Origin of the sequence: Aulosira sp. FACHB-615, from assembly GCF_014698045.1 — a bacterium.
In the GTDB taxonomy this organism is placed as follows: Bacteria; Cyanobacteriota; Cyanobacteriia; order Cyanobacteriales; family Nostocaceae; genus Nostoc_B.
Genome location: NZ_JACJSE010000001.1, coordinates 429,345 through 454,965, shown reverse-complemented (window position 1 = coordinate 454,965; position 25,621 = coordinate 429,345). Strand labels below are relative to the sequence as shown.

The following is a 25,621-nucleotide window of genomic DNA, read 5'->3' as shown; positions in this document are numbered from 1 at the left end:
AACATCTGATATTTGCGATCGCTAGAACGTAATGGCGTTCACAAAATGTATTGGTAATCAGTTTAATAGATCAAAAAAGAGCAATACCTGTGTGGCTATTGTTAGACAAAAGAGGCTGTAGCAATTTGGGAGAACAGAAAAAATTAATTCTGACCCCCTATTCCCTAGCCTTGCGATAGTAGTTCATTTAACCAAGTTTCGATTTGTAAGCGCAAACGATAACCTGAAACGTCGCTATTCTGGTTTGTAGATAGTTGTGCGATCGCACGACGATAATCAGCGATCGCACAATTCCAATCACCCCACAAATGATAAGTCCGGCCACGTTCTGACCAAATATGCGCTTCTAACTGACCAAACAAGAGGGCAATTTCCAAATTCTCTATTGCTTCTTCATACTGCCCTAAATCGCGGAAAGTAATCCCCCGGTTAATCCAAGCTCGCACATAACGGGGATTCAAATCAATTGCTTGGTCGTAATCAGCCAAAGCGGCGGCTAATTCTCCACAAGCTGCATAGTAATTGGCACGATTATTGTAAGCACTAGCCAAATTGGGATTTAAATCTAAAGCTGTGTTGTAATCACAAAAAGCCTTTTGCTTTTCACCACTTTGAAAATAAATTAACCCGCGATTGTTGTAATCAGCAGCGTTGTGGGGATAACGACGAATTAATTCATTTAATAAAGCGATCGCTTGATGATAATTTCCTTGTTTCGCTGATTTCAAAGCACAAGCGCGTAAATAACTTTCTTTGACCGCAGATTTTCCACTACCATTAGCCTCATGACTTGGCAAACCAAATGTATTATTTACAACATATTGACAACTGTTATTTTGCTGATCGCCAGAAGTTAGAAATGAGTGACCATTCATAGTTTACCCGCCTCAGATGCTCGTACTTAGAAATTAATTTAGAGTTTTATCTATGCTGGTAGTTTTGACCCAAGGTTATGTATAGTGTGCTTTCGATTACTTGGTAAAAAGTATCTTAGCCGCAATAGTAGGTACTACAACCAGTAAATAATTAGGTCTTACACCTACAATTCATGCACTAACTAAGTAATAGATACTTCACTCGCAAGTAGAATTCCAGAAAAAAATAAATATCAATCTTGGCGGGGATTAGAAATGGCAAAAAATTAATGGAGTTAACAGGTGTAGGTTGGGTGGAGGAACGGAACCCAACATTCACGCATACTTTGTTGGGTTACGCTATCGCTACACCCAACCTACTATTCTTTTAACTAAAAGGGTGTAAGGGTGTAGGGTTAGAGGGGTGTATATATCCAAAACCCTTACACCCCATACCCTTACACCCCTACACCCATTCTTCACAGATAATCTTGGTGCGGAAGTCTTACTATTGATACATTTGCGTTGCCTTCAGCATGTGGTAGGTAATAATTAACTGGGTCAAAGCCAAAGGATAGCTTTGTAGGGTTTCGCCAGTTGTACCCGCAATTTTGCCAAGTTCGGGATTACTTTCGCGATCGCATACACTACGTAAATGCGGCATATCCGAACAGATGATATGTTCGAGTTTATTTACCTGTTCTAAGGTCGCGTGACCATCCACTTCCAAAACATCCACAGGTTTATTCATATCGCGATCTAGCCCCAAACGAATAGCTGACCCAGTAACACCACTGGTCAAATTAATAATTGGGGTGAAATCAGGGTGAGGAATCGTGGGACGCAGCACTAACCGCACATTCAGATGACCATTGCTTTCATCTACTTCACCGTTAGGCGGATAAAAACTCACTACAATGTCTGACCATTGGCGTTGGGGACGAATAAATTGTTCTGAGTCTGGTTCGCGTTTCTCTAATTCTGCTAATACTTGTTCGGGAGTGTAGCCGCGTTTTAGCGTATCTCGTTTAACTTTCCACTTGGCGCGTAAGGGTTCGGGGGGTGCAAGGTAAACTTTGACATCATAACATTCACGGGCGGCACGGGTAGAATAGCCAAGCAAGCCTTCTATAATGACAAATTTATTCGGCTTAATGTATAGGGGAGCCTCAAACGTGCCTGTTTTGTGGCTATAAACAGGTTTGAGAATTGGCTGTCCTGTGCGGAGTAAGGACAGGTGCTGCTGCATTATATCTAAATGGTTGCAGTCTGGGTGTAAAGCTGTAATGCCAATTTCAGCACGTTGTTTGCGATCGTAACGGTGGTAATCATCTGTACAAATCAGCGTAACATTTTCTGGCCCTAGTACCTGAGCGATACCTTTAGTTAGTGTTGTTTTTCCCGCAGCACTATCACCCACAATCCCAAGAATTATTGGACGGCTCATTACCCACCCCCGACACGAACAATTAGTAATAAATTTGCAGACACCGTTGTTCTAGTTTAGAAGGAAATTAGCGCCTAGCTGGTTTCAAGGTCTTGTCTGCAACATCTCTATACATAAAGATATCTGTGTTATTGTTAATTGCCAAGATATTTATGTAAATAAGTTGATACAAATCAAGTTAAATATTTAAGGTTGTCATTTGTCATTTTTCCTTGGTTATGGGTGAATTTTAGGAATATTTTTCTTTTCTTCAGGACTTACGCAGAATCATGAAAAAACGAACCACAAAGGGCGCATAGACGCGATAGCGGCTTCCCGCAGGGTAGGACACGAAGTTAAGAGGATTCGAGAGGGTTTTTGCGTAAGTCCTATTCTTAAATTATTAATATTTATTGCTATTGACTTATTAATTTTGTTGGGATGTTAAGAGTTTTTTGTTGATTAGCGATCGCGCCAAAAAATATCAGTAATTTAACAGTATAAAATGGTATTTTAATCTGGTTATATGCCTGTTTGAATACTTAATTTTTCTTACTTTGGGTGCATAGGCAAGAAATTACAAAAATCTCTACGATGACAGAGTAAAGAATTTAGGACTTACGCAAAAAAACGAAAAAATAAGGTTTTAGAACAGGTTGCAGGGGTATGAGAGTATAAGGGTGTAAGTATTCAAAACCCTTACACCCCATACCCTTTCACCCTCACACCCAATCCCCACAGAAAATTTTGATGCGTAAGTCCTGGAATTAATATTTGCAGTCAAGAAGTATTAAGGCTTAGTCACATCTAGCTGGCTGTGCGGTATACCGAAGAAAGAGGTTAGTGTTGGGGATCATTACAGGGCAGGGATTATGGTAACTTTAAATGTTTCAAAGTTGGATCAGGTTGATCAATTTCGCCGCTTGCAGTCAACTTTGCGCGATCGCTGGAAAACCATTGAGCTATTTGATAATAGTGAAGCAGATATCGTGGTTATTCCTTCCCTCAGCATCGATCAACGGGAACTGCAAAAAGTAGAAGGTTGTGAACATTATGAAGAAAGATTGTTATTTTCTTTAATGCGGTTGCGAAATCCTCGCACAAGGCTAATTTATATTACTTCAATGCCACTGCATCCCAGCATTATTGATTACTATTTGCAACTGTTACCAGGCATTCCATTTTCTCATGCACGCAATCGCCTACTTTTACTTTCTACTTATGATTCTTCTCTGCAACCTCTCAGCCAAAAAATTTTAGAACGTCCCCGCTTGTTAGACCGAGTTCGGCAAGCTTTAAGGCTGGAAAAATCATTTATGATTTGCTACAACGCCACAGATTTAGAAGCAGAATTATCTTTAAAATTAAATGTACCGTTATATGCTGCCGCACCAGATTTACAAATTTGGGGAACAAAAAGTGGCAGTCGGCAAATTTTTGCAGAAAGTCAAGTTCCCCATCCAGATGGTAGTCAAAGAGTTTGGAACGCCCAAGAATTAGCAACAGCCGCCAGCGATTTATGGGAACGCCAACCAACCTTAAAAAGAATGGTAGTCAAACTCAACGAAGGCATTTCTGGAGAAGGTAACGCCCTACTCGATTTAAGACCAATTATGAATGTAGCACCAGGGCAAGCTACCAGTGAATCAAGAATAGCAGCAATTAACAACAGCTTTTCTACCCTGCGCTTTCAAGCTAAACAAGAAACTTGGGCAAATTTTTCAGGAAGAATCACAGAATTAGGCGCAATTGTTGAGGCATTTATTGAAGGAGAAATCAAGCGTTCTCCCAGTGTGCAAGGACGCATTACACCCACAGGCGAAGTTGAAATTCTCTCTACCCACGACCAAATTCTTGGCGGGCCAGATGGTCAAATTTATCTTGGATGTCGCTTTCCCGCCGATGAAAGCTATCGCCTACAACTGCAACAATTAGGCTTAAAAGTTGGCAGAAAGCTGGCAGAAAAAGGAGCCTTAGAAAGATTTGGTGTTGATTTTGTCACCGTTGACAAAGGTAATAAGAATTGGGATATTCAAGCAATTGAAATTAACTTACGTAAAGGTGGTACAACTCATCCTTTCATGACCTTAAAACTATTAACAAATGGTCGCTATGATTTGTCCACAGGATTGTTTTATAGTCAGCAAGGTCGCCCTAAATATTACATTGCCACTGATAACTTACAAAAAGACCGCTATCGGGGATTATTACCAAACGATTTAATGGATATTATTGCCCATCACAGATTACATTTTGATAGTGGTACAGAAACAGGTACAGTTTTTCATTTGATGGGATGTCTCTCTCAATTTGGCAAATTAGGATTAACTAGCATTGGCGATTCTCCCCAACAGGCAGAAGATATATATAACAAAGTTGTCAATGTATTGGATGAAGAAACCCGCAGTGACAATCCAAATTTTCCCCTCTTTTCTGATTACACATTCCCCCTTGCTTGGGATGGGTACAGCTAGGAAATATGAACCTGGATTTCTCTCTTGTGAGAAATCCAGGGGTGTGGGAAGGGTGGGAGGTGTGGGAGGTGTGGGAGGGAGGATGGTGAAGAAATCTTTCCCCCCACACTCCCTACCCATACGTGAGAAATTCGGGTGAAGTTTTGTCCTGGTTAAATCCCCTAAATTTATTTATGTGATTTCCCTCCTGCCTCCTGCCCGGTTGGTGAGCGAAGTCGAACCACTGCCTCCTTAACATAGGTTAAAATCAACTCAGCGTTTGTATTGTAGCGGTTGTGTCCCATATCCCTCAAAGGGCGGTTCACTGCATAAATCCTGATTGTCAACGTCCTTACCCCCAACCTTGGGGAAACAAATTTTGTAACAGCTGTGGCGCATTGCTACAGTTGCTAGACCGCTATGTCCCACTGGAACCATTGGGTTCTGGTGGTTTTGCCCAAATTTATACAGTTTGGGATGAAAAAACTCAAACTGAAAAGGTGCTAAAAGTTTTGGTGGAAGATTCACCAAAAGCCCAGGAATTATTTACACAAGAAGCAGCAGTTTTAATTAGTTTGCAGCATCCTGGTGTTCCGAAGGTGGAAGCTGATGGTTTTTTTCAGGTAAATATCAGCAGTCCAAAACCGCGCCAGTTAGCTTGTTTGGTGATGGAAAAAATCAATGGGCCGACTCTGGATGAAATTATGAATAATTATCCTCAAGGATGTCCAGAGAATTTGGTACTCAACTGGTTCACCCAAGCTGTGAAAATTTTACAAGAACTGCACAAATGCCAAATTATTCACCGCGATATTAAACCTTCTAACTTAATGTTGCGGATACCAGCCTCAACCGCGCCACCAACTCAACCCAAAACAGGGTGGGAACAATTAGTATTAATTGATTTTGGTGGTGTTAAACAAATAAATGCTGCTATGCAGCGCCGAGAGTCGAGTTCAACGCGGTTATTTTCTTCTGGTTACAGTCCGCCAGAACAAGTTACTGGGGGAAATGTGGGGCCTGCGGCTGATTTTTATGCTCTTGGCCGGACAATGATTGAATTACTCACAGGTAAGTATCCGCCAGAGATGGAAGATTTGCAGACTGGGGAATTGCGGTGGCGGAATCGAGTGAATATTAGCTCACAGTTTGCTGATTTACTGGATGAGATGGTAAAGGAAGACGTGCGATCGCGTCCATCTAATGCAGCCATTATTCTCAAACGGTTAGCAAAAATTAACAAATCTGCCAAACCGCAGTCATTCTCCCAACCACCAAACTCAAATTCAGCCAGCAACAACTTAACAAGGCTAATTCAAACCATTGAACGAGCTTTTACCGATTTTCTCACAGCAATTGGTAAAACAGCTTTGTTTATTGCCAAAGCCTTGCTGAAAATGATTCAAGCTTGTGTAGCGATTGTGTGGGCAATGGTGCTATCTAGTTTAGGAGCTTGTTTAGGCACAATTATCGGCTTTTTTGTAGCTTACCGCACAATTTTAGGCGATCGCATTGTGCAATTAATCGTGGGTCAACTACCAGAACTCATTCCCAATTCTCAAACTAACTTTGGTGCAGATATTTTAGTCTTTGTGAGTGCTGGTTTGGGAACCGCCTGGGGACTCACCTTATCCGGGTGTTTTGGTCAAAGGCGGCGGTTTTTAGTCGCATCACTCATGGGTATGATTAGCTATGGATTTGGTTGGTTATTTTGGGAACTCATTTCACCCAAACAAAGCAGTGATGGTTTGGTCGTGATGATTGCTGTCTCAATATTTTTGCTATCCCTCAGCTTTGGGTTTCGCAGTCATCACATAGTTTATGCCTTAGTCGCCGCTTTAGGCACAGCAGTGATATTTTCTGGTTTATTTGTTTTAGGCTTCCCCGCCACAGTCTTTTATTTTTCACCCCAGCCACTTTGGACAGAATTAGGTCTACCCTTGGCTTTATTTGTTTTAGTCGCCATTTTTACATGCTTTTGGCTAGGGGTCAGTCATTACCTCATTGTTCCCGGACTGCGTTTTTTGGGATGGCGCTAAGTTAAATCGAAAAATCGTTTAGGGGATGGTCTACTACTTGTCTCAATATACAAGGTAGGGAGTAGGGAATGGGGAGTAGGGAGTAGGAAAGACGGCTGATCTGGGTGTACTGATTTTTTTCATAAATCAAATATGAGTCCTATACAAGGTTGGGTGGAGGAACGAAAACCAAAAAAGTCTTGAGGATGTTGGGTTTCGCTATCGCTCCACCCAACCTACTTTTCTTTTAACTTCCCCGTAAGAGTGTAGATGTTCAAAACCCTTACACCCTTATACCATCACACCTTCCTCACACTCTTAAACCCTCACACCCTTAAACCCTCATCCCCATTCTTCACAAATAACCTTTGTGCGTAAGCCCTACATAGATATACCGAATGATCACTAACTGACTCAACACAGTATAAATGCTCAAATTAATATCCCCCCAGCTACTTTTCTTTTAGCTGGGGGGATCGAATATGTGATAGTCTATAGAGAGTTCTGTATAGTTCCTTACGAATCAATCTTAAAGCCTAAATTTGGTTTTGTGTAGTCCCAAAATCAGAATTTATACTATTTTTATAGCTTCTTCATCACCACTTCATTGCTAGGATTTGCTGAGTTAACGGTATATGTGTATATGTTAAGTATGACAGTAACTCTACGTTTAACTGATCACAGACACAAATATCCGTAAAACCTATGAAACTCCAGATTGCCAGCATTGTTGCTCTAATAGTTTGCACGGGGTTAACCGAAAAAGCCTTGGGGCTGAATCAACAAGACCTAGAACAGTTCAGAAAATCGGGTGCTTGTCCTCGTTGCGATTTGAGTGGTGCTGACCTCAATCAAGCTAATTTAGCTGGTGTCAACTTGCGTGGGGCTATTTTAAAGGGAGCAAATTTATCCGAAGCGAATCTGACCAATGCAGATTTAACCGATGCAAATCTCGAAGGTGCAATCCTGAAATCTGCCAATCTCACTGGAGCATCTTTCACAGGTACAAATTTAACTTCAGCATCTTTAGAAAGTGCGGATTTGTCTTTTACAGGTTTTCTGGGTGCTAATTTAACAGCCGCTAACTTATCCGGTGCTAAATTATACTTTACTAATTTTCGCGGAGCAAACTTCCGACTAACTACTTTAACTACAGGTGATGTCACTTCCGATAAACCTTACTGGTGGTCATCTGAGCGTGTAATTCCCAAGCAATGTAATAAATTTAAAGCAGGGACAACTTGTTATACCCAGTCTGAGGAAGTGGAAAGTAAGCGGTAGGGAGTGGTGAGTAGGGAGTTGGGAGTGGAGATGGTTTAAATTTTTGTCTACTACAGGACTTACGCACAGGCTACAGAAAATCGTAGACGCGCAAGCGGCTTCCCGCAGGGTATCACAGAGACGCAGAGGACACGGAGGAATGAGAGTTTGAGAGAGTTCTTGCGTAAGTCCTATACTATTCCCTATTCCCTATTCCCTATTCCCTATTCCCTATTCCCTATTCCCTATTCCCTATTCCCTATTCCCTATTCCCTATTCCCTATTCCCTATTCCCTATTCCCTATTCCCTGTTCCCTTTGATAAAGAACATTTTGTTCATTAGCACTTATTTATCATGGGAACAAAGCTCGTAACTAAAATTGATTGATGTTAACCCGTATTAAAGAGATAGCCACAAAACTAGCACCCCGTTTAGTTGAAATTCGCCGTCATCTTCACTCTCATCCAGAACTCAGTGGTCAAGAGTATCAAACAGCTGCTTTTGTGGCTGGGGTTCTGTCTTCCAGTGGGTTGCATGTCCAAGAAGGTGTGGGAAAAACAGGTGTAATTGGGGAAGTGCGGGGTACAGGAACCGATGAGCGTTTATTAGCGATTCGGACTGATATGGATGCTTTACCTATCCAAGAACGTACAAGTTTAGATTATGCTTCCCGTAAAGATGGGGTGATGCACGCTTGTGGTCACGATGTACATACGACTGTCGGGTTAGGTACGGCAATGATCTTGTCCCAAATCGCTGATGAATTGGGCGGGAAGGTGCGATTTTTATTTCAAGCCGCCGAGGAAATTGCCCAGGGTGCGAATTGGATGGTGCAAGATCAGGCGATGCAGGATGTTTCAGCGATTTTAGGCGTTCATGTTTTTCCTTCTATCCCCGCAGGTTCGATTGGGATACGTTACGGAGCGTTGACAGCCGCAGCTGATGATTTAGAAATTACGATTATTGGTGAGTCTGGACACGGCGCACGTCCCCATGAAGCAACTGACGCGATTTGGATTGCTTCACAAGTGATTACAGCTTTGCAACAAGCCATCAGCCGGACTCAGAATCCTTTGCGCCCTGTAGTGTTGAGTATAGGGAAAATTCAGGGTGGTAGAGCGCCCAATGTGATTGCTGATCAAGTGCAGTTGTGGGGAACGGTGCGATCGCTCCATCCCGAAACCCGCGCCCATCTCCCTCATTGGATTGAAAATATTGTGGCGAATATCTGTGATGCTTACGGCGCAAAATATCAAGTTAATTACCGTCAAGGTGTCCCCAGCGTCCAAAATGATTATTCTTTAACCCAGTTGTTACAATCAGCCGCAGAAGAAGCCTGGAGTAGCGATCGCGTCCAAGTTTTACCCGAACCTTCTCTTGGCGCGGAAGATTTTTCTGTTTATTTAGAACACGCCCCTGGTTCAATGTTTCGCTTGGGTGTCGGTTTCAAAGATCGAATCATCAACTACCCATTACACCATCCCGAATTTGAAATCGATGAGTCGGCGATTATCACAGGTGTGGTAACTATGGCCTATGCCGCTTATAAATATTGGCTATAACAGCAAATATAGGAATATGGTTTGATTCCTGAATCTAGTTGTGTACGCAGGGAGTAGGGAATGGGGAATAGGGAGTAGGAGAGAAGCCTGATCTGGGTGTACTGATTTTTTTCCCAAATCAAATATGAGTCCTATAGAGAACAGGATTGCAGCAGTTAGAGGATATAAACTCATCTAAAAAATATCCATAGCTTTCAAACCTGTTCTCTACTAATGATATAAATTTTGCAGAAAATTGAGTATTTTTTCTCAATTTCTTGTACTTATTTAGTTAATAAATCTAACTATAGTCAGGTGTTTATACCTCTTTTGAGGTATTGACATCTTAATTTTTATAGCAATTTATCTTGCAGATTCTTACAAAAGGTTATAAATTATTAATTTGTAGGGGAAATCAAAATTGTCATTTCCAAAACCCAATTATCATCCGTAATTATACTGAAAATAATAGAGGCTTTAAATAGCTTACGAGATATATTTTGATTGATATAAATGGTTCTACATAGAAAAAGAACGTAATTAATCTCAGACTATATCTTGTCTCCAGATTTTCAGGAGTATTTTCCCAGGCAATTCATAAAAATTATCATTGAATTGCTGTAAATTAATCAGCATTTAAATTCCTACAAAACTGTTAATTATAATCAGCAAAAATCAACTTTAAGAAGATAACATTTCTGTCGTTTCTTAAAGGCTCTTTGTTATGATGATGGCAGAAAATCAGCAAATCAGGAGCATTTACCACAAAAATACATCCCATAAGGAGTTTGTTTGACAATGCAAATAGAGAACTTATTAACAGATGAAATTACAGAAAAAGCCGCATGGGAAGCACTAGAAAAATCGATTCTATATTATCGAGGGCGACCGATTGGTACAGTTGCCGCTTATGATAATTCTGTAGAAGCACTTAATTATGACCAGTGTTTTGTTCGAGATTTTGTCTCTTCAGCATTAATTTTTCTTGCTAAAGGTAGAACAGATATTGTGCGTAACTTTTTGGAAGAAACTTTAAAGTTACAACCAAAAGAACGGCAATTAGATGCTTATAAGCCAGGGAGAGGTTTAATTCCGGCCAGCTTTAAAGTTGTTGTCGAGAATGGCGAAGAATATTTAGAGGCAGATTTTGGGGAACATGCGATCGCCAGAGTCACACCTGTAGATTCTTGTCTGTGGTGGATTATTTTGTTGCGTGCTTATGTTGTAGCGACAAAAGATTTTTCCATAGCTTATCAGCCAGAATTTCAAAATGGCATTCGGTTGATTATGGAAATTTGTTTGGCGAATCGTTTTGATATGTACCCAACACTGTTAGTTCCCGACGGTGCTTGTATGATTGATCGTCGGATGGGTATATATGGCCATCCTCTCGAAATACAAGTTTTATTCTACACAGCACTCAGGGCAGCACGGGAGTTATTAATTTGCCAAGGTAATCAAGATATTGTGATGGCAATTGATAATCGTTTACCACTTTTATGCGGACATATTCGCCAGCATTATTGGATAGATATTAATCGCTTAAATGCCATTTATCGCTTCAAAGGTGAAGAATATGGCAAGGCGGCGGTGAATCTATTTAACATTTATGTAGACTCAATTCCCTATTATGAATTAGATAAATGGCTACCCAAAAAAGGCGGTTATCTGGCTGGGAATGTCGGGCCATCTCAGTTAGATACACGCTTTTTTGCCTTGGGTAACTTGATGGCGATTATTTCTGATTTAGCCACAGAAGAACAGTCACAAGCCATTATGAATCTGATTGAGAAAAGATGGGACGATTTAGTCGGAGATATGCCGATGAAAATCTGTTTCCCAGCGATAGAAGATGAAGAGTACAGAATTGTAACTGGATGTGACCCGAAAAATATACCTTGGTCTTATCATAATGCTGGTAGCTGGCCTGTGCTGATGTGGATGTTAACAGCAGCAGCCATGAAAACTAATAGAACCAGTTTGGCAAAAAAAGCGATCGCCATTGCAGAAGCCCGCATTGGTGAAGATGAATGGCCAGAATATTACGATGGTAAAAAAGGCCGATTAATTGGTAAACAAGCAAGAAAGTATCAAACCTGGACAATTGCAGGTTTCTTATTAGCGAAAGAATTAGTTAAAGATGCTTCTCATTTACCGCTAGTAAGTTTCGATAAGTTACCACCAGATTTAGTATCAAGAGCCTGTGAGTTTGAAATCCGCAGTGTAGATCCTCTTAGCTCTTAATCTTGAGTAACAAAGAATTCAGTCGCCAGAATTCAATTCTGAATTCTGGCGCAATACAGCAGATTCAAGCCCTGAAAATCTTACATTATAAGGATTTCAGAAAACTTCCTCGGTTTTGAGATGCCGACAGCATTTGACGTACCAAAATACTTTAGGAAGGGCTGTAGCAATTAAACAATCCCATTTTTTAGAGCCTGAAACCCTTGTGGCTACGTGACAAAAGTCTGTGCCAAATAACTTAAAGGTCAATTGGTACTGCAAAAACAAGCTTTTTCTGAGAATTTCGAGTTAAAGAGCTATTTTATTTTTGTAATCCATACGGAACAATGCTTTCAGGCGTTGCGTGGCGGCTTATGACAGGCTCGCTACTTTTACCCCTTTCAGCTTCTAAAAATTAGATGGGTTCAAATGGTACGAATAAAAGTAGCGGAGCGGGCCTGTCAAATCCTAATTGTTGAATGAAAGTCAAATTTTTTCTGAAACATAGTCTGAGTATGATTTTCAGACGACGTATGGCGGCAAAATGCGCCTTGACTACTAGGACTATTTTTGTAAGACGATACCTTTTCGGGCTTGCTGCACGGTGATGCCTTGCTTCAAGAAAAAGCTTTGACTTAAGGGTTAGATGGCGCAATGTAAGTATCTACTGGTGGCGCAATATAAGTATCTACTGGTGGCGCAATATAAGTATCTACTGGTGGTGCAATATAAGTATCTACTGGTGGTGCAATATAAGTATCTACTGGTGGTGCAATATAAGTATCTACTGGTGGTGCAATATAAGTATCTACTGGTGGTGCAATATAAGTATCTACTGGTGGTGCAATATAAGTATCTACTGGTGGTGCAATATAAGTATCTACTGGTGGTGCAATATAAGTATCTACTGGTGGCGCAATATAAGTATCTACTGGTGGTGCAATATAAGTATCTACTGGTGGTGCAATATAAGTATCTACTGGTGGTGTGTAAGTATTCTGCGTTAGCGTAAGAGTAAGAGAGCTAAAAATTACTGATATATACATCAACCATATAGAAAGCCATACAGAATTGTTATCGTCCATTGAATTTTCCTATTTTAAAAAATTCAAATATCAGTAGCGGTCAAAATTAAATTCTTAATTCCGAAAAAATTTTAGCGTAATTTCGACTGAAATTGGCCTAAATATAGCAAAGCTGTCACCAGGGGCAAGATAGCTGGAAACTATTGCTATATCTACGCCAGATAGCTTAATGAGTGTAATTGATGTCTCTAAGACTGCGATCGCTCTGCATCTGCAATTTCTTAGAAGAAAAAGGAGCGATATCCGCACTTTTCCCAGGCTGCATCAGATTTTAATCAATTACCTGCCTTCTGGTTGACTTAATTTGACTACGCTTAGTTTTACTGTCAAGACGTTTTTTTTGAGAACTACGAGTTGGTTTGGTGGGTTTGCGGATTTGGGGCAGCACAACTGCGCTGAGTATGAGTTGCTTGAGTCGTTGCAAAGCTTCTTCCCGATTTTGTTCTTGGCTACGGTGTTCTTGAGCCTTGATGACAACAACTCCATCTTGAGTTATGCGTCGGTCGTTGAGCTTGAGAAGTTGCTGTTTATAGAAAGCGGGTAGTGATGAAGCTTCAATGTCAAAGCGTAAGTGAATGGCTGTAGCAACTTTGTTGACGTTTTGACCCCCTGCTCCTTGAGAACGAATCGCGCTAATTTCGAGTTCGCTATCGGGGATGATGATTTTATTCTTAATTTGCAGCATAACTTAACTATACGCCCGAAGCCACAGAGAAAGTAGGGCAGTTAAACTTTGTGTATCTAGTGTTTTCTGGAATTTGTAATTTAGGCGGTGTAGTCCTTATTAGTCAAGCAACTTATAAATAACTTCTATAAATAACTAGGGGAAAATTACCCCATCAAAAGCCCAGTCATCCCGACTGGGTTTTTGGTTTAAGGCGATTCGATTTGTGTATACCATGCTGATAGAATAATACAGCCCTGCCAAGTCAACGGGGGTAAATGAAAACTTATGACCAACCCCCGCCAAATAGCTTTTGTTGCTTTGCGAGATGTTCACAAAGGGGCTTATGCTGATGTTGCCTTAGATAGAGTGTTGCGAAAATTTAAATTGCCAGATAGCGATCGCCGTCTAGCGACAGAATTAGTTTATGGCAGTGTCCGCAGATTACGCACCCTCGATGCTTTAATTGACCAACTCGCCACGAAAAAATCTCATCAACAACCACCAGAACTACGTACCATTCTACATCTCGGTTTTTATCAACTCCGCTACCAAGAACGCATTCCCCCTTCAGCAGCAGTGAATACAACCGTGGAACTCGCTAAGGAAAATGGTTTTTCGGGACTCACGGGTTTTGTCAATGGTTTGTTACGTCAATACATCCGTCTTGCAGAAAAATCCCCCGAACCTTTGCAGTTACCAGATAACCCCGTGGAACGTTTGGGGATTTTGCATAGTTTACCCGACTGGATAATTCAAGTTTGGTTAGACCAAATTGGTGTTGCGGAAACCGAAAAACTCTGTGAATGGATGAACCAAACACCGACAATCGATTTACGCATCAACCCACTCCGCACCAATTTAGAGCAAGTAGCCACAGCTTTAGAATCGGCGGGAGTTTTAGCTCAAAGAATCCCCAATTTACCCCAAGCTTTACGGTTAATTAGCAGTCCTGGTGCGATGCAAAATTTACCAGGGTTTACTGAAGGTTGGTGGGTTGTGCAGGATGCAAGCGCCCAACTGGTGAGTCATTTACTCGACCCCCAACCGGGTGAAGTGGTGATTGATACCTGTGCCGCCCCTGGAGGGAAAACAACACACATTGCAGAGTTGATGCAGGATCAAGGTAAAATTTGGGCTTGCGATCGCACTGATTCCCGATTGCGAAAACTCCAAGAAAATGCGCGGCGACTCAATTTGCAATCAATTGAAATTTGTACTGGCGACAGTCGTAACTTGCCGCAATTTTACAATATTGGCGATCGCCTGTTACTAGATGCTCCATGTTCGGGTTTAGGAACCTTACACCGCCACGCCGATGCACGTTGGCGACAAACACCAGAATCTATCCAAGAACTTTCGCAGCTACAAAAGCAATTACTGTCCCACACATCAAATTTTGTCAAAAACGGTGGTGTGCTGGTTTATGCTACCTGTACACTGCACCCCGCCGAAAATGAAGCGGTGATTTCGGAATTTTTGGCTGAAAATCCCCAATGGCAAATTGAGCCTCTCGAACCTAGTTCACCCTACTCTATTTATTCCACACCCCAAGGCTGGCTGAAAGTCTGGCCGCACCGTTGGGATATGGACGGCTTTTTCATGGTGCGCTTAAGAAAAACTAATGATTCAGGGTGATTACTGCCAGGGATTGTACCATTTGATGGAAGCCCCAATCTCCCACAGGAGGCAGCAATGGTTACTGATTCCAATGTAAAGAACTTAGTTAAAATCTTGATTGGAGCAGCTTGGATTGATGGGATAATTCAACCAGAGGAACGACAGTATCTCCGCGAAATTGCCCAAGCTAAAGGTTTGGCTACCGATCCAGAAATTAAGCCTTGGTTGTACGAATTAGTACCCGTGCAACCCAAAGAGTGTTACGCCTGGGTGAAAGAATATTTAGGCGATCGCCCAAGCTTGGAAGATTGCGAAAGTCTGATTGAAGCTATTAGTGGCTTAATTTATAGCGATGGCGAAGTCGCAACCGAAGAAGCTAGACTCCTAACACAAATTCAGGACTTAGCTGAACAAGATTCTGCCCAACAACCAGTTCATAATGCGTTGCTTAAACAAATTCAAACGCTTTATCGTCGTTGGGTCGAGGTACAGAATTAATGCTCTAATGTCTATAGTCAAGAGTCCAAAGGCAAAAGTCAAAAGTCTAGATTTCGCAATCTAAAACTTTGAGCATTGACCATTGACTGTTGACTATTGACCAATTATGCTTTTGGCTCACCAATACCGGGAGTTTCTTCTTTGTCTACTTTGGGTACAAAGTCGGGACGTTCTTTACTTTCCCAACCCACTGGGCGTTTAGAGTTGTACCAAGCAATAGAACCAATAGTGACAGCAGCAATAAACCCAACTACATAAACCAATGTAAAAGCCAGGGGGAAATGACCTCCGCCTGTTGCTACTGAATCTGCTGCCTGCATTAATATAAGCATGAGTATATGTTCCTTTTTTACGCAACACTACTTAAGACACTATAAAACTAGAGTATCACTTACATCCTCCCCAAGTTTGAAATAGTGGCTCTTTCAGCAGATACAGAAGACGTGAAACCTTGACAGTGTAAGGGTTACAAAAAAATTATCAATAAAAAATTCTGTATATGTAGCAGGGGACATGGGACAGGTGACAGTGTTAAACGCTTTATATTCAAATTTGTAGAGACGTTGTATACAACGTCTCTAGTTGGGGTGAGAGTAAAAATATTATTTCTGCAAGCAACTCCATGCTTTATGTATGAAATAAGACAGTAAATAACGGGATAAACGCTAAGATAAATCCTTGCCAAGACTGCCAGTTCATCGCTAATTTTGGTTCTGGTGGTGCAAGTAAAGCATCAATTCTTTGTTCCAAGCGATCGCCTAAACTACTACCCAAAGCGGCACAGCACACTTCAGATTCCGGTAGGACAGAAGTTTGACTCACAACCAACACTAACGATTCTGCTAACAGCAGTGGATCAACTTGAGCAGCCGCGTAACTATCCGCACGTAGTTCGCGCAACACTAATAATTCTTGCCACAACGCATCTGTATTCGGTAGCCAAGCGGTGCAAGTACGCACCCAACCCAGCCAGAAAAACCAAAATGTATCGCGGTAATAATGATGTCCTTGCTCATGGGCTAAGACACTTTCAACATGAGCAGGTGAAAGATTTTGGAGTAATCCTTGGCTAACTACTAGTTCTGGTTGCCAAAAACCAATTTGACCAGCAAACAATGTTGGTGTGTTAATTAGCCTAGCTGATTTACCATCAAGATTAATCAAGGGAGCATGACGGGCAGATTCTACAGATTGCCAACCTTGGATGGCGAGTTTTATGCACAAAACAGCAAAATAGCCGAGAATGACAAACGCTAAATCATAGCTCAACCAGCCTGTGTAGACTCCGCCCATTTTACCTTGCGGCCCCATACACAGCAGAGCGATCGCAGTCATAAATATCAACAAAGGCGGAAACAAAAAGATAAATAAAGCTTTCCGCCAGCGCAAATTCCAATTACCCGGACTATTCACCCAAGAGCATCTTAATATCCAAGAAACTGCTACAGCCGTCAAAATCATGATTAGGTGCATTTATTGTTCCTCCCTGGCTTGGCGTGCAGCTTGAATCCGCTTGGCTATGGCTTCGATTTGCGCTTGGGCTGTTTCATCCAGACTATCAGCAAAGGCCGCAATCACATCGGGATTACCCACTGCGAGAAAGCGTTGTAGTTGATCATGAGCTTTAATCACCTGCGCCTGTTGTTTACTCAGCAAAGGTCGCCAATAAAAAGCTCTTCCTTGTTTATCGCAGGCCAGCCAGCCTTTTTCGGTGAGCCGACGCAGCACTGTGGTGACAGAAGTATAAGCCAATTCTCGGTTAGGATCAGCCAAAATGCGATCGTGTACATCTTTAACTGTCGCGGAACCAAGCTCCCAGACAATATTTAAAATTTCTGCTTCCAAAGGGCCTACAGACAGTTGTTTTGGACGGTAATCGGGTAAAGGTGCCATGTCGATTTTAGATCCTAGAGTTTACATTGGCAGATTTGATGCAAAATTCCCCTCTTGATTGACCAAGGTAGAGTTATTATATATCCCTTGCTTTTTACATACCTAATTCCATTAAATCAATCAAGCGATCGCACCTCTGAAAATACCATCGCAAATCTTCATAATCATTGTCCTTCACTACCACTCAAAGGATCTGCAATTATGTATGCCCTTGTCTCAATTGACAAAATTCAATTACCTGCTGGTTCTGTGGTGCGCCTACCTGCTACTTGGCAAGAGTATCAGCGCCTTTGTGAACAACGGGGAGATGGCTCAATTCCCCGCATTAAATATCGTGATGGAGAAGTATTACTAATGTCACCTTTGCCTGTACATGGACGAGATGCTCATTTGATTGCCAATATTGTTGTCACACTTTTAGATCATGATGGCAGGGAATATGATGCGTTTACCCCTGTGACGATGACTCTACCGGAAGAAAGCGGTATTGAGCCTGACTATTGTTTTTACATTGATAATTGGCAAGCTGTTTCCGGCAAAAAGCGAATTGACTGGCGACAAGATCCCCCGCCTGATTTGGTAATTGAAATTGATGTCACTAGTTATTCCGATGTGGAAGATTATCTGCCTTATCGTGTGCCAGAAGTGTGGCTATTCAAAAAACAGCAGTTATTAATTTACCAATTACAGGGAAGTATTTACCAACTGCAAACCCAGAGTCGCTATTTTCCAGGCTTGGATCTGCACAGCGTCATTGCTCAGTGTGTACAAATTGCTTATCAACGTAATACTAGTGCGGCGATTCGCCATCTTAAACAACAGTTAAATAACAGTTAAAGTCAAGGATATTTGCCCTCATTGGCCAATGTCTTGCCATAACCCCGAAAAATTCCTATTGCTTAAATTGTCATTATGGTTGTTAACACAAATTAGAATGTATCTCGATAATAATATTTAGAGCAGGTGTATCCAGCGCGTGAAGTTATTCTTATACCACACTCCGGAATTAACTCCTAAAGATGAAATTCCAGACTGCGCGATCGCAGTTGATGTCTTGCGAGCCACTAGTACAATTGCCACAGTCTTAGCGGCTGGCGGTGAAGCAGTACAAGTCTTCAGTGATTTAGAAAAGCTCATCGAAGTTAGCGAACAATGGCCAGTAGAGAAACGCTTAAGAGCAGGAGAACGTGGCGGAGCTAAAGTCACTGGCTTTGAACTTGGTAACTCTCCCCTAGACTGTACACCAGAACTAGTGCATGGTCGCCGCTTGTTTATTAGTACGACTAACGGTACTCGTGCTTTACAACGAATCCAAAACTCTCCATCTGTATTAGCAGCCGCTTTAATTAACCGCGCTGCCATAGTAGATTTTCTGTTAGAAAAACAGCCCGAAACAGTCTGGATTGTTGGTTCTGGTTGGGAAGGGAGTTTTGCTTTAGAAGATACAGTTTGTGCAGGTGCGATCGCTCATAGTATCCTCGCAAAAACTCAGGTCTCCCCAGATCAATTAGCTGGTAATGATGAATTGATTGGTGCGATCGCTCTTTACACCCAGTGGCAAGATAACTTGTTGGGATTATTTCATCATGCTAGTCACGGTAAACGATTATTACGCCTTGAATGTCATGAAGACCTGAAATATTGCTCCCAAACTGATATTTTGGATGTTTTACCAATGCAACAGGAAATAGGAGTTTTAAAAAGCAACAACTAAGCATTACTCAAACATCATCCAAAACATTCCCAAGTTTTTTCAGCTGGTTATCTTAGTATTATTGGGGATTTTTTTAGATGCAAATGTAACAAATTTATCTTTGTTTATCTATCTGGAAGCTTAATCTTTACGTAACCCTTGTTTTGTTTGCATTCATGAATGATTAAAAATATCCCTGGTATCAATACCGGGGATATTTTATCAAATTATTTAATAGAATATTTGTTTACTATTTAAAAAACTTAACTAAAATACTTCAGGCATAACTTCAGTACCCAACTAAAAACAGCCGTAATAGGTATTCTGAGAGATTTAAAATGGATTGGTAGGTAATTTTTCCATTTTCAACCTTACTTTTGCGCTTATATCTTTACTTCGGGCTGATTTTGCCATTTTAAATCTATAAAACAGCAAGAATTGGTCGCATTTTCTTACTGAGTTTCACAACAACTTGTGATGACATCATATTTGGCTGATAGTTGACTTGGGTGGTAATATTCTCAATAAGAAATTTATTACTTGGCCTAAATACCAGGAAAAAACAAAGATGTTATGAGCAGGTTATACACCAAGACTCATAGCAATGCAAATAAACTTGTTTATCTTGTCTGAAGATAGCTGATGAAAGCAGACAAATGCTTTTCTTAACTAATTTCAAACAGATAAAAAATCTCTGTCTAATTACGCCGAAACGCATAGTTAAGACAAGAGAATGGTCGAAATAAATGAAAATTTTCGTAGTTTTATCTAATACAACCAGACTGATAGCATGAATAAAAAATGGGCGGTCAAGCGAATAACCATCAACCTAGCACTAAACGAAGCGAAGAACCTGGAAAAATATTGTGACCAGACAGGAAGGCCAGCAACAGATGTCATCAGAGAACTGATTCGCGGATTGGCTACTACAAGGTCTGAGTAGGATTGCAGTTCGGTCTGTGTTGCAAACCGTTGTCTTGATAATTTTCTCAACTCTAAATTAAAAGAGTTTGAGTGAAAAACTTAGCTCACAGGTAAGCCTCGAATGAGTTCCTCAATCACATTCGAGATTGCTTGGCCTGTTTGCCCACAATATTTCTCTAGCGTTTGAGCTTCGTCTGGAGTCAAGTCCACAGTTATTTGCTTGACTATTTGTTTTTTACTGGAGGTTGGAAAACTAGAAAATCCAAGCGCAGCTGTTCTATCCATCATTTTTTCAATGTGTATGGAGGCTAATTAAGATATTGCCAAGACTGCAACATCTTGACCAGTGAAAATCAAGATTTTGAGCTTAAAGTTAAGCTTTTACTTATCTTCGTTTTTCCAAAATTGAATTTAAAAGCAAAGAAATTAGCCTTTGAGAACCCAGTTTTATTAGTGAATACAGGCAAAATGTGTAAAAAACTCTCATAAATGGGGGGTTTAAGTCTTCTTATGGTTGAAAAATCCACATTTTTCGCAACAGCATAAGTAGCCTTCAAGATACTGGCAGATAGGAGATTATACAACAAACTATGCCTAATCCATTTTTAAATGAGCCTGACAAAGTAGAGGTTAAAACAGGCCACAGTATTTTGGTAGATCAACCACCATTGATGGATAGTAGTGATTCCTGTACTCCCACAAGAATTGATGCAGATATCTTAAATAAAACCCAGAAATTTTTAGATCGTGCCATCGTATCTGCTTGGCACGCCGTCAAATCTGAGCGAAGACCACCAGCTTTAACTCCTACACGTTGGGTATGGCGACTTGCTGGTTTTTACCATTTGTGTCATTCAACACCAAGACTCATGGAAAAAGCGCGATCGCGTTTTGCTGCAACCAATCGTCAGAGTTTGTCACAGTGGGCAGAACAAAAAGGTAGAGAAGAAGCAGGTCACGATATACTTGCACTGCGAGACATTCGCTCAATGGGGTATCAAGCTGAAGCTGTTGTCGGAGCATTTTATCCGCCTGCGGCTAAAGCATTGATGGATTATTTTGCTCAAAGCGCCGAGGATTCAGATCCAATTGATTGTGTAGGCTATTCCTATACAGCAGAACGCCTGGGTACATGTATAGGAGAAGCTTACATCCAGAAAGTAGAAGCATTACTACCACCAGGAATCAATGCCACTCGTTGTCTACGTGTACATAGTGCCATTAGCACCACAGAGGTACAGCACGTTAAAGAAACGGTGGCGATGATTACAGGGCTAACTCATCAAGAGCGCGATCGCGTGGCACAAGCTTGTTACCAAGCTGCTTTATTGCGTTTTAGCCCACCGCCAGAAGCCTACATAACAGATGAGGAGATTGAGAATGTTTTAAAGCCACTAAAACTTTAAATCAGTACAGGTCAATCTGAGTCATCAACTGTAACGTCCTAAAAAACAAAACTGAAATTTTGTCAGCAATTTTTAACAACATAGAATTCGGTGCAACTACCAAGGAGAAAACCATGAAAACTGCAACATCCACAATCAAAATTCTCAAACAGCCATCTTCTACCCAAGATGATTCTCTGATACAGCACCAAACTTTAAATATTCAAATTGATATCAGCGAAAATAATTTAGCAATATTAGATGACACAGACTTGGAACTAGAGAGAATCATGTTTGAAGAATTAGCACATGGATTGCCCAGCGACATTCCTATGGCTGATTGGTAGTGTGTGAGATTTTGAGTTGAGGTTGTCAATGGTCGACAGTTCAAAAAAGGCTGATTTTTGACACCTGGCTTTTGACAACCATAACCTTGATTAAGTATTTTTGTTGCATGAGTTCCAGTTGTTTGACCTATACAATTGCCCCTAATCTTTTTAACGTAGCAATCGTCGCCGCCGTTAAACCAGTAATTCCTCTAATATTCATTCCTTCGTAAAATTTTTGAGCTTTCAAAGTGTTTAAACAATCGCTTGTATTGATGTCCCAAAGTCGAATTGTTTCATCAGCACCACTACTAGCGAGAATTCGATTATCTGGACTAAAGGCGAGCGACCAAATCCAAGCTGAATGTCCATGTAATGTGGTTTGACATTCACCCGTATCAACATCCCATAATTTAACTGTGTAATTGGGACTACTACTAGCTATAATCTTGCCATCTTGACTAAAGATAACTGCCTTCACTAGACCATTTTCACAAACCATGAAGGTGTGCAAACAATTACCAGTACGAACATTCCACAACCGGACTGTCCCATCATAACCAGCACTGGCCAGCAGTTCGCCATTTGGACTAAAAGCGATCGACCAAACCCAATTTGTATGACCCTCTAATGTTTGTTTGCACTCACCAGTGTTGACATCCCATAACTTGACTGTCTGATCCCAAGCTCCACTAGCTAACAGACTACCTTGAGGACTGAAAGCAACTGATTGAACAGCAGCACAATGCCCCATAAAAGTTTGCACAACCTGGCCAGTATTTACATCCCACAACTTCACGGTTTGGTCATTACTACCACTGGCTAACATTTGACCATCTGGACTAAAAGCTATTGACCAAACTACAGCAGGGTGTCCTAAAAGAGTTTGCAGAACTTGACGGGTATTAATGTCCCACAACTTAACTGTATGATCATCGCTGCCACTAGCCAAGGTATGACCATTGGGACAAAAAGCCACTGAGCGAACAGCAGCACGATGTCCTGGGAGAGTTTGCAGAACTTGACCCGTATTGACATTCCACAACCTCACTATTTGATCATCACTGCCACTTGCCAACATTTGGCCATCTGGACTGTAAGCAACTGATAGTACTTGGCTAGTATATCCACTGAGAGTTTTCAGACATTGACCAGTGGTAACATCCCATAACTTCATCATTTGGTCATCACTACCACTAGCCAAGAGATCGCCTTGGGGACTAAATACAACAGAAAATACAAAGGTTGAATGCCCATGAAGAGTTTTTAAGCATTGACCTGTAGTTAAATCCCATAATCTCACTGTATGGTCGAGGCTACCACTAGCGATGAGATGAGCTTGGGGATGAATAGCAACAGACCAGACAGCAGCATGATGTCCTTGTAAGGTTTTAATACATTCACCCGTGTCTATATTCCATAACTTCACTGTCTGGTCATCACTGCCACTGACAATTATCTGCCCATTAGGACTGAGAGTTAACGACCTAATACCATCACGATGTCCCTGCAAAATTTTGATACATTCACCAGTTTTGACATCCCACATCCGAATTGTGTCGTCATCACTACCACTCACGAGAGTTTGACCATCCAGAGTAAAAATTACACAAATGATCCAACTTGTATGTCCATGAAATGTTTGCAGGCATTCACCAGTACTAACATTCCACAGTTTGATAGTACGATCATTACTACCTGTTACTAGTGTTTTCCCATCTGGGCTAAAGGCAATTGTCCAAACTTCGTGTTCATGTTCTTGTAAAGTTTTCAAGCATTGACCAGTATGAGAATTCCACAACTTCACTGTATGATCACTACTACTGCTGGCTAAGATGCTGCCATCGGGGCTAAAAGAAAGTGATGGTACCCAGTTAGTATGACCTTGAAAGGTGAGAACTTGATTGCAATTGGTAACTTGGTATAGGCGGATTTCGCCATTGGTATCACCCATTGCTAAAAGTTTGCCATTAGGGCTAAAAGCAATAGATAAAATGCCGCCAAAGGTTTCTGCAAAAACAGACTTAGTTAAATCAGCGTTTTGAAAATTGACATTATGTAGTTTTACATTCCGCAAGTCTGCTTGCCAAACAGTTAATTGAGAGAAATCAAAACCAGTTAAATCTGTCTGGAGTTTACAAAACAAATTGAGAATATTTCCACCTGTATAACCTGGTTCCTGTGGTGATTCTTCTTGGAGTTTGGCTAAAATTTGAGTTAATTGGTTTTCAATTCTTTTTTTGCTTCTTAATGCCGTCAGCAAAGCATCAATGACTGGTTTCAGAATCAGGCGAATTTGCGTTTCTCTGATGTAGTCTTTTGCACTGGCCTTGATTAAAGCATGGCATCTCAAAAGTTGAATATGATCAGTGACAATTTCCTCACAGACTTGTTCTATTAATACCTGAGTCACATATTCCATGACTACAGGTTGTAAGGTAAAAGTGGCTGTGCTTTTTTCTACTAGCGATCGCCTCACCAAAGATTCTACCGCCTCTAGCAATTTTTGTGGTGCCACTGGCGAGACAATATCTTCCCGCAAGTCTGAGAGTGTCACTGGTTCACGATTAATTGCTAACCAGTACATAATTTCTTGTTCTAAATCTGACAACCGCTCAAACTGCTGGTCTAAAATATCTCGAATATCGCCAAAAACCACGGTATTTTGCTGTAAAAACTCGCTGACATTCCCCGCAAATACATCTTCAATGGTTGTAGCGACTATTTTCAAAGCCAAGGGATTACCACCATAGGATTCAATCATGGCTTTCCATTCTTCTTCGGCGGCCGATAACCCTTTGATTTTTAAAATTTCCTGTCCTTCAACTACCTTCAAGCCACTTAATTGTAAGGAACGGACTGGTAAAGCTTCGCCTTCTAATAATGCGATTTCTTGGGGTTTTTCCCGACTGGTTAAGATTAAACAACTTTGGTGAGTCGCTTCTCCTAGACGTTTAAACAACTCACCGTAACCTTCATATCCTTCCCGATATTTGCCGGCTCGACTACCATAACGTAATATTGATTCGGCATTGTCCAGAATTACTAGACAGCGATGATTTCGCAGATAATCAATTAACCTGGAGATGCGATCGCTTAAACTTTCGGGTAAGTTCGCTTCTGTTTCTTGCTCATCCGATAAAAATTGCAGTAATTGATTGATGATAGCTTTTACAGGTGGAGCTTCGCGGAGCGATCGCCAAATTACATATTCAAAATCTTCCCGAATTTCTTGCGCTAATTTTACAGCCAGCGCCGTTTTGCCAATACCACCCATCCCTAACAAGGCGATAAATTGGCAATGTTCATCTAAAATCCATTGTTCTAATGCAGCCAGTTCTTCTTTACGCCCATAAAAAACAGGTAAAAAACTTGCGTCTCCCCAATCTAAACGAGTATTAGAGCTTAAATAATCACTTTCATTGATTTTGACATCAAAAACTAAAAATAGTTTTTCCAGAGTCTTTTTATCAACTCCACCTTCTCGATTTAGTACTTTGGATATCGTACTAGGATGTAACCCCGAAAGTTCGCTGATATCTTCTAATGTGTAGCTATTGCCAAAATTTTCTTGTGCTTCTGACTTACGTTTTGCCTCCTGAAGTTTTTGTAAACCTCTAGTAGTAAGTGCAACACCACGCTTACGTCTCCAATTCTGTAAAACCATGTATTAAAACTATAATAACTATCACTTATCCCTGATATTTTTGGCTTTAAAAAAAGAATGTTACTAAGAAGTCAGCACTCAGGAGGAAAA

At 41.0% G+C, this 25,621-nt stretch carries 21 protein-coding genes; 12 read left to right on the top strand and 9 right to left on the bottom strand.

Annotated elements, in window-relative coordinates:
• Positions 1–164: 164 nt before the first annotated feature.
• Both H6G77_RS01825 and H6G77_RS01820 read right to left on the bottom strand, forming a co-directional pair.
• On the bottom strand, positions 165–875 hold the full coding sequence (locus tag H6G77_RS01825; protein ID WP_190668732.1) for a tetratricopeptide repeat protein: 711 nt from the start codon (positions 873–875) through the stop codon (positions 165–167).
• Positions 876–1,362: 487 nt separating this feature from the next.
• Positions 1,363–2,301, bottom strand: coding sequence for a phosphoribulokinase (locus H6G77_RS01820; protein WP_190588006.1), 939 nt, complete (start codon positions 2,299–2,301; stop codon positions 1,363–1,365).
• A gap of 851 nt (positions 2,302–3,152) precedes the next feature.
• On the opposite strand from H6G77_RS01820, the gene H6G77_RS01815 reads away from it, so the two are divergent.
• The 5 genes from H6G77_RS01815 to H6G77_RS01795 all read left to right on the top strand — a co-directional run bounded on the left by H6G77_RS01815 (position 3,153) and on the right by H6G77_RS01795 (position 11,797).
• Complete coding sequence (locus H6G77_RS01815) at positions 3,153–4,754, top strand: peptide ligase PGM1-related protein (RefSeq protein WP_190870665.1); 1,602 nt, start codon at positions 3,153–3,155, stop codon at positions 4,752–4,754.
• A 275-nt stretch (positions 4,755–5,029) separates the two neighbouring features.
• On the top strand, positions 5,030–6,772 hold the full coding sequence (locus tag H6G77_RS01810; protein WP_190870664.1) for a protein kinase domain-containing protein: 1,743 nt from the start codon (positions 5,030–5,032) through the stop codon (positions 6,770–6,772).
• Positions 6,773–7,456: 684 nt separating this feature from the next.
• Positions 7,457–8,032, top strand: a complete 576-nt coding sequence (locus H6G77_RS01805) for a pentapeptide repeat-containing protein (RefSeq protein ID WP_190588003.1) — start codon at positions 7,457–7,459, stop codon at positions 8,030–8,032.
• 366 nt (positions 8,033–8,398) lie between these two features.
• Positions 8,399–9,574: a M20 family metallopeptidase gene (locus tag H6G77_RS01800; protein WP_190588002.1), complete on the top strand. Its 1,176-nt coding sequence runs from the start codon at positions 8,399–8,401 to the stop codon at positions 9,572–9,574.
• Positions 9,575–10,351: 777 nt separating this feature from the next.
• On the top strand, positions 10,352–11,797 hold the full coding sequence (locus H6G77_RS01795) for a glycoside hydrolase 100 family protein (protein WP_190588001.1): 1,446 nt from the start codon (positions 10,352–10,354) through the stop codon (positions 11,795–11,797).
• Between the two features lie 614 nt (positions 11,798–12,411).
• Here H6G77_RS01795 and H6G77_RS01790 read toward each other — a convergent pair.
• Both H6G77_RS01790 and arfB read right to left on the bottom strand, forming a co-directional pair.
• Positions 12,412–12,861: a hypothetical protein gene (locus tag H6G77_RS01790; protein ID WP_190870663.1), complete on the bottom strand. Its 450-nt coding sequence runs from the start codon at positions 12,859–12,861 to the stop codon at positions 12,412–12,414.
• Positions 12,862–13,132: 271 nt separating this feature from the next.
• Positions 13,133–13,546 carry an alternative ribosome rescue aminoacyl-tRNA hydrolase ArfB gene (gene arfB / locus H6G77_RS01785; protein WP_190870662.1) on the bottom strand — a complete coding sequence of 138 codons (414 nt, stop codon included), beginning with the start codon at positions 13,544–13,546 and terminating at the stop codon, positions 13,133–13,135.
• Between the two features lie 267 nt (positions 13,547–13,813).
• Here arfB and H6G77_RS01780 point away from each other — a divergent pair, with 267 nt between their 5' ends.
• Together H6G77_RS01780 and H6G77_RS01775 are read left to right on the top strand one after the other, a co-directional pair.
• Positions 13,814–15,163: a 16S rRNA (cytosine(967)-C(5))-methyltransferase gene (locus tag H6G77_RS01780; protein WP_190870661.1), complete on the top strand. Its 1,350-nt coding sequence runs from the start codon at positions 13,814–13,816 to the stop codon at positions 15,161–15,163.
• A gap of 57 nt (positions 15,164–15,220) precedes the next feature.
• Positions 15,221–15,643: a TerB family tellurite resistance protein gene (locus H6G77_RS01775; protein ID WP_190587997.1), complete on the top strand. Its 423-nt coding sequence runs from the start codon at positions 15,221–15,223 to the stop codon at positions 15,641–15,643.
• Positions 15,644–15,747: 104 nt separating this feature from the next.
• Here the strand turns inward: H6G77_RS01775 and psb35 are convergent, their stop codons facing one another.
• The 3 genes from psb35 to H6G77_RS01760 all read right to left on the bottom strand — a co-directional run bounded on the left by psb35 (position 15,748) and on the right by H6G77_RS01760 (position 17,536).
• Entirely contained in the window at positions 15,748–15,975 is a 228-nt protein-coding gene (gene psb35 / locus H6G77_RS01770) for a photosystem II assembly protein Psb35 (protein WP_190587996.1), read from the bottom strand.
• Positions 15,976–16,270: 295 nt separating this feature from the next.
• On the bottom strand, positions 16,271–17,116 hold the full coding sequence (locus H6G77_RS01765) for a M56 family metallopeptidase (protein WP_190668747.1): 846 nt from the start codon (positions 17,114–17,116) through the stop codon (positions 16,271–16,273).
• The gene (locus H6G77_RS01760; RefSeq protein ID WP_062289328.1) at positions 17,117–17,536 is read right to left on the bottom strand and encodes a BlaI/MecI/CopY family transcriptional regulator; all 420 of its coding nucleotides are present in this window, start codon (positions 17,534–17,536) and stop codon (positions 17,117–17,119) included.
• A gap of 201 nt (positions 17,537–17,737) precedes the next feature.
• Here H6G77_RS01760 and H6G77_RS01755 point away from each other — a divergent pair, with 201 nt between their 5' ends.
• From H6G77_RS01755 to H6G77_RS35510, 3 genes are all read left to right on the top strand, one after another.
• Positions 17,738–18,373: a Uma2 family endonuclease gene (locus H6G77_RS01755; protein ID WP_190668749.1), complete on the top strand. Its 636-nt coding sequence runs from the start codon at positions 17,738–17,740 to the stop codon at positions 18,371–18,373.
• Between the two features lie 139 nt (positions 18,374–18,512).
• The gene (locus H6G77_RS01750) at positions 18,513–19,250 is read left to right on the top strand and encodes a 2-phosphosulfolactate phosphatase family protein (RefSeq protein ID WP_190870660.1); all 738 of its coding nucleotides are present in this window, start codon (positions 18,513–18,515) and stop codon (positions 19,248–19,250) included.
• 769 nt (positions 19,251–20,019) lie between these two features.
• Positions 20,020–20,172: a CopG family transcriptional regulator gene (locus tag H6G77_RS35510; RefSeq protein ID WP_062289322.1), complete on the top strand. Its 153-nt coding sequence runs from the start codon at positions 20,020–20,022 to the stop codon at positions 20,170–20,172.
• 80 nt (positions 20,173–20,252) lie between these two features.
• On the opposite strand, the gene H6G77_RS01745 is transcribed toward H6G77_RS35510, so the two are convergent.
• Positions 20,253–20,441 carry a CopG family transcriptional regulator gene (locus tag H6G77_RS01745; protein WP_313933864.1) on the bottom strand — a complete coding sequence of 63 codons (189 nt, stop codon included), beginning with the start codon at positions 20,439–20,441 and terminating at the stop codon, positions 20,253–20,255.
• Between the two features lie 302 nt (positions 20,442–20,743).
• Here H6G77_RS01745 and H6G77_RS01740 point away from each other — a divergent pair, with 302 nt between their 5' ends.
• Both H6G77_RS01740 and H6G77_RS01735 read left to right on the top strand, forming a co-directional pair.
• Entirely contained in the window at positions 20,744–21,559 is an 816-nt protein-coding gene (locus tag H6G77_RS01740; RefSeq protein WP_190870659.1) for a hypothetical protein, read from the top strand.
• Positions 21,560–21,672: 113 nt separating this feature from the next.
• A complete protein-coding gene (locus tag H6G77_RS01735; RefSeq protein ID WP_190870658.1) occupies positions 21,673–21,885 on the top strand; it encodes a hypothetical protein in 213 nt (70 codons plus the stop codon).
• Positions 21,886–22,012: 127 nt separating this feature from the next.
• Here the strand turns inward: H6G77_RS01735 and H6G77_RS01730 are convergent, their stop codons facing one another.
• Positions 22,013–25,531 (bottom strand): NB-ARC domain-containing protein, encoded by a 3,519-nt coding sequence (locus H6G77_RS01730; protein ID WP_190870657.1) that lies wholly within the window; start codon positions 25,529–25,531, stop codon positions 22,013–22,015.
• Positions 25,532–25,621: the final 90 nt, after the last annotated feature.

Excerpts from the sequence above, each read along its gene's own strand:
- H6G77_RS01825 (WP_190668732.1), bottom strand. The coding sequence starts at position 875 with ATGAATGGTCACTCATTTCTAACTTCTGGCGATCAGCAAAATAACAGT.
- H6G77_RS01820 (WP_190588006.1), bottom strand. The coding sequence starts at position 2,301 with ATGAGCCGTCCAATAATTCTTGGGATTGTGGGTGATAGTGCTGCGGGA.
- H6G77_RS01815 (WP_190870665.1), top strand. The coding sequence starts at position 3,153 with ATGGTAACTTTAAATGTTTCAAAGTTGGATCAGGTTGATCAATTTCGC.
- H6G77_RS01805 (WP_190588003.1), top strand. The coding sequence starts at position 7,457 with ATGAAACTCCAGATTGCCAGCATTGTTGCTCTAATAGTTTGCACGGGG.
- H6G77_RS01800 (WP_190588002.1), top strand. The coding sequence starts at position 8,399 with ATGTTAACCCGTATTAAAGAGATAGCCACAAAACTAGCACCCCGTTTA.
- H6G77_RS01795 (WP_190588001.1), top strand. The coding sequence starts at position 10,352 with ATGCAAATAGAGAACTTATTAACAGATGAAATTACAGAAAAAGCCGCA.
- H6G77_RS01790 (WP_190870663.1), bottom strand. The coding sequence starts at position 12,861 with ATGGACGATAACAATTCTGTATGGCTTTCTATATGGTTGATGTATATA.
- arfB (WP_190870662.1), bottom strand. The coding sequence starts at position 13,546 with ATGCTGCAAATTAAGAATAAAATCATCATCCCCGATAGCGAACTCGAA.
- H6G77_RS01780 (WP_190870661.1), top strand. The coding sequence starts at position 13,814 with ATGACCAACCCCCGCCAAATAGCTTTTGTTGCTTTGCGAGATGTTCAC.
- H6G77_RS01775 (WP_190587997.1), top strand. The coding sequence starts at position 15,221 with ATGGTTACTGATTCCAATGTAAAGAACTTAGTTAAAATCTTGATTGGA.
- psb35 (WP_190587996.1), bottom strand. The coding sequence starts at position 15,975 with ATGCTTATATTAATGCAGGCAGCAGATTCAGTAGCAACAGGCGGAGGT.
- H6G77_RS01765 (WP_190668747.1), bottom strand. The coding sequence starts at position 17,116 with ATGCACCTAATCATGATTTTGACGGCTGTAGCAGTTTCTTGGATATTA.
- H6G77_RS01760 (WP_062289328.1), bottom strand. The coding sequence starts at position 17,536 with ATGGCACCTTTACCCGATTACCGTCCAAAACAACTGTCTGTAGGCCCT.
- H6G77_RS01755 (WP_190668749.1), top strand. The coding sequence starts at position 17,738 with ATGTATGCCCTTGTCTCAATTGACAAAATTCAATTACCTGCTGGTTCT.
- H6G77_RS35510 (WP_062289322.1), top strand. The coding sequence starts at position 20,020 with ATGAATAAAAAATGGGCGGTCAAGCGAATAACCATCAACCTAGCACTA.
- H6G77_RS01745 (WP_313933864.1), bottom strand. The coding sequence starts at position 20,441 with ATGATGGATAGAACAGCTGCGCTTGGATTTTCTAGTTTTCCAACCTCC.
- H6G77_RS01740 (WP_190870659.1), top strand. The coding sequence starts at position 20,744 with ATGCCTAATCCATTTTTAAATGAGCCTGACAAAGTAGAGGTTAAAACA.
- H6G77_RS01735 (WP_190870658.1), top strand. The coding sequence starts at position 21,673 with ATGAAAACTGCAACATCCACAATCAAAATTCTCAAACAGCCATCTTCT.
- H6G77_RS01730 (WP_190870657.1), bottom strand. The coding sequence starts at position 25,531 with ATGGTTTTACAGAATTGGAGACGTAAGCGTGGTGTTGCACTTACTACT.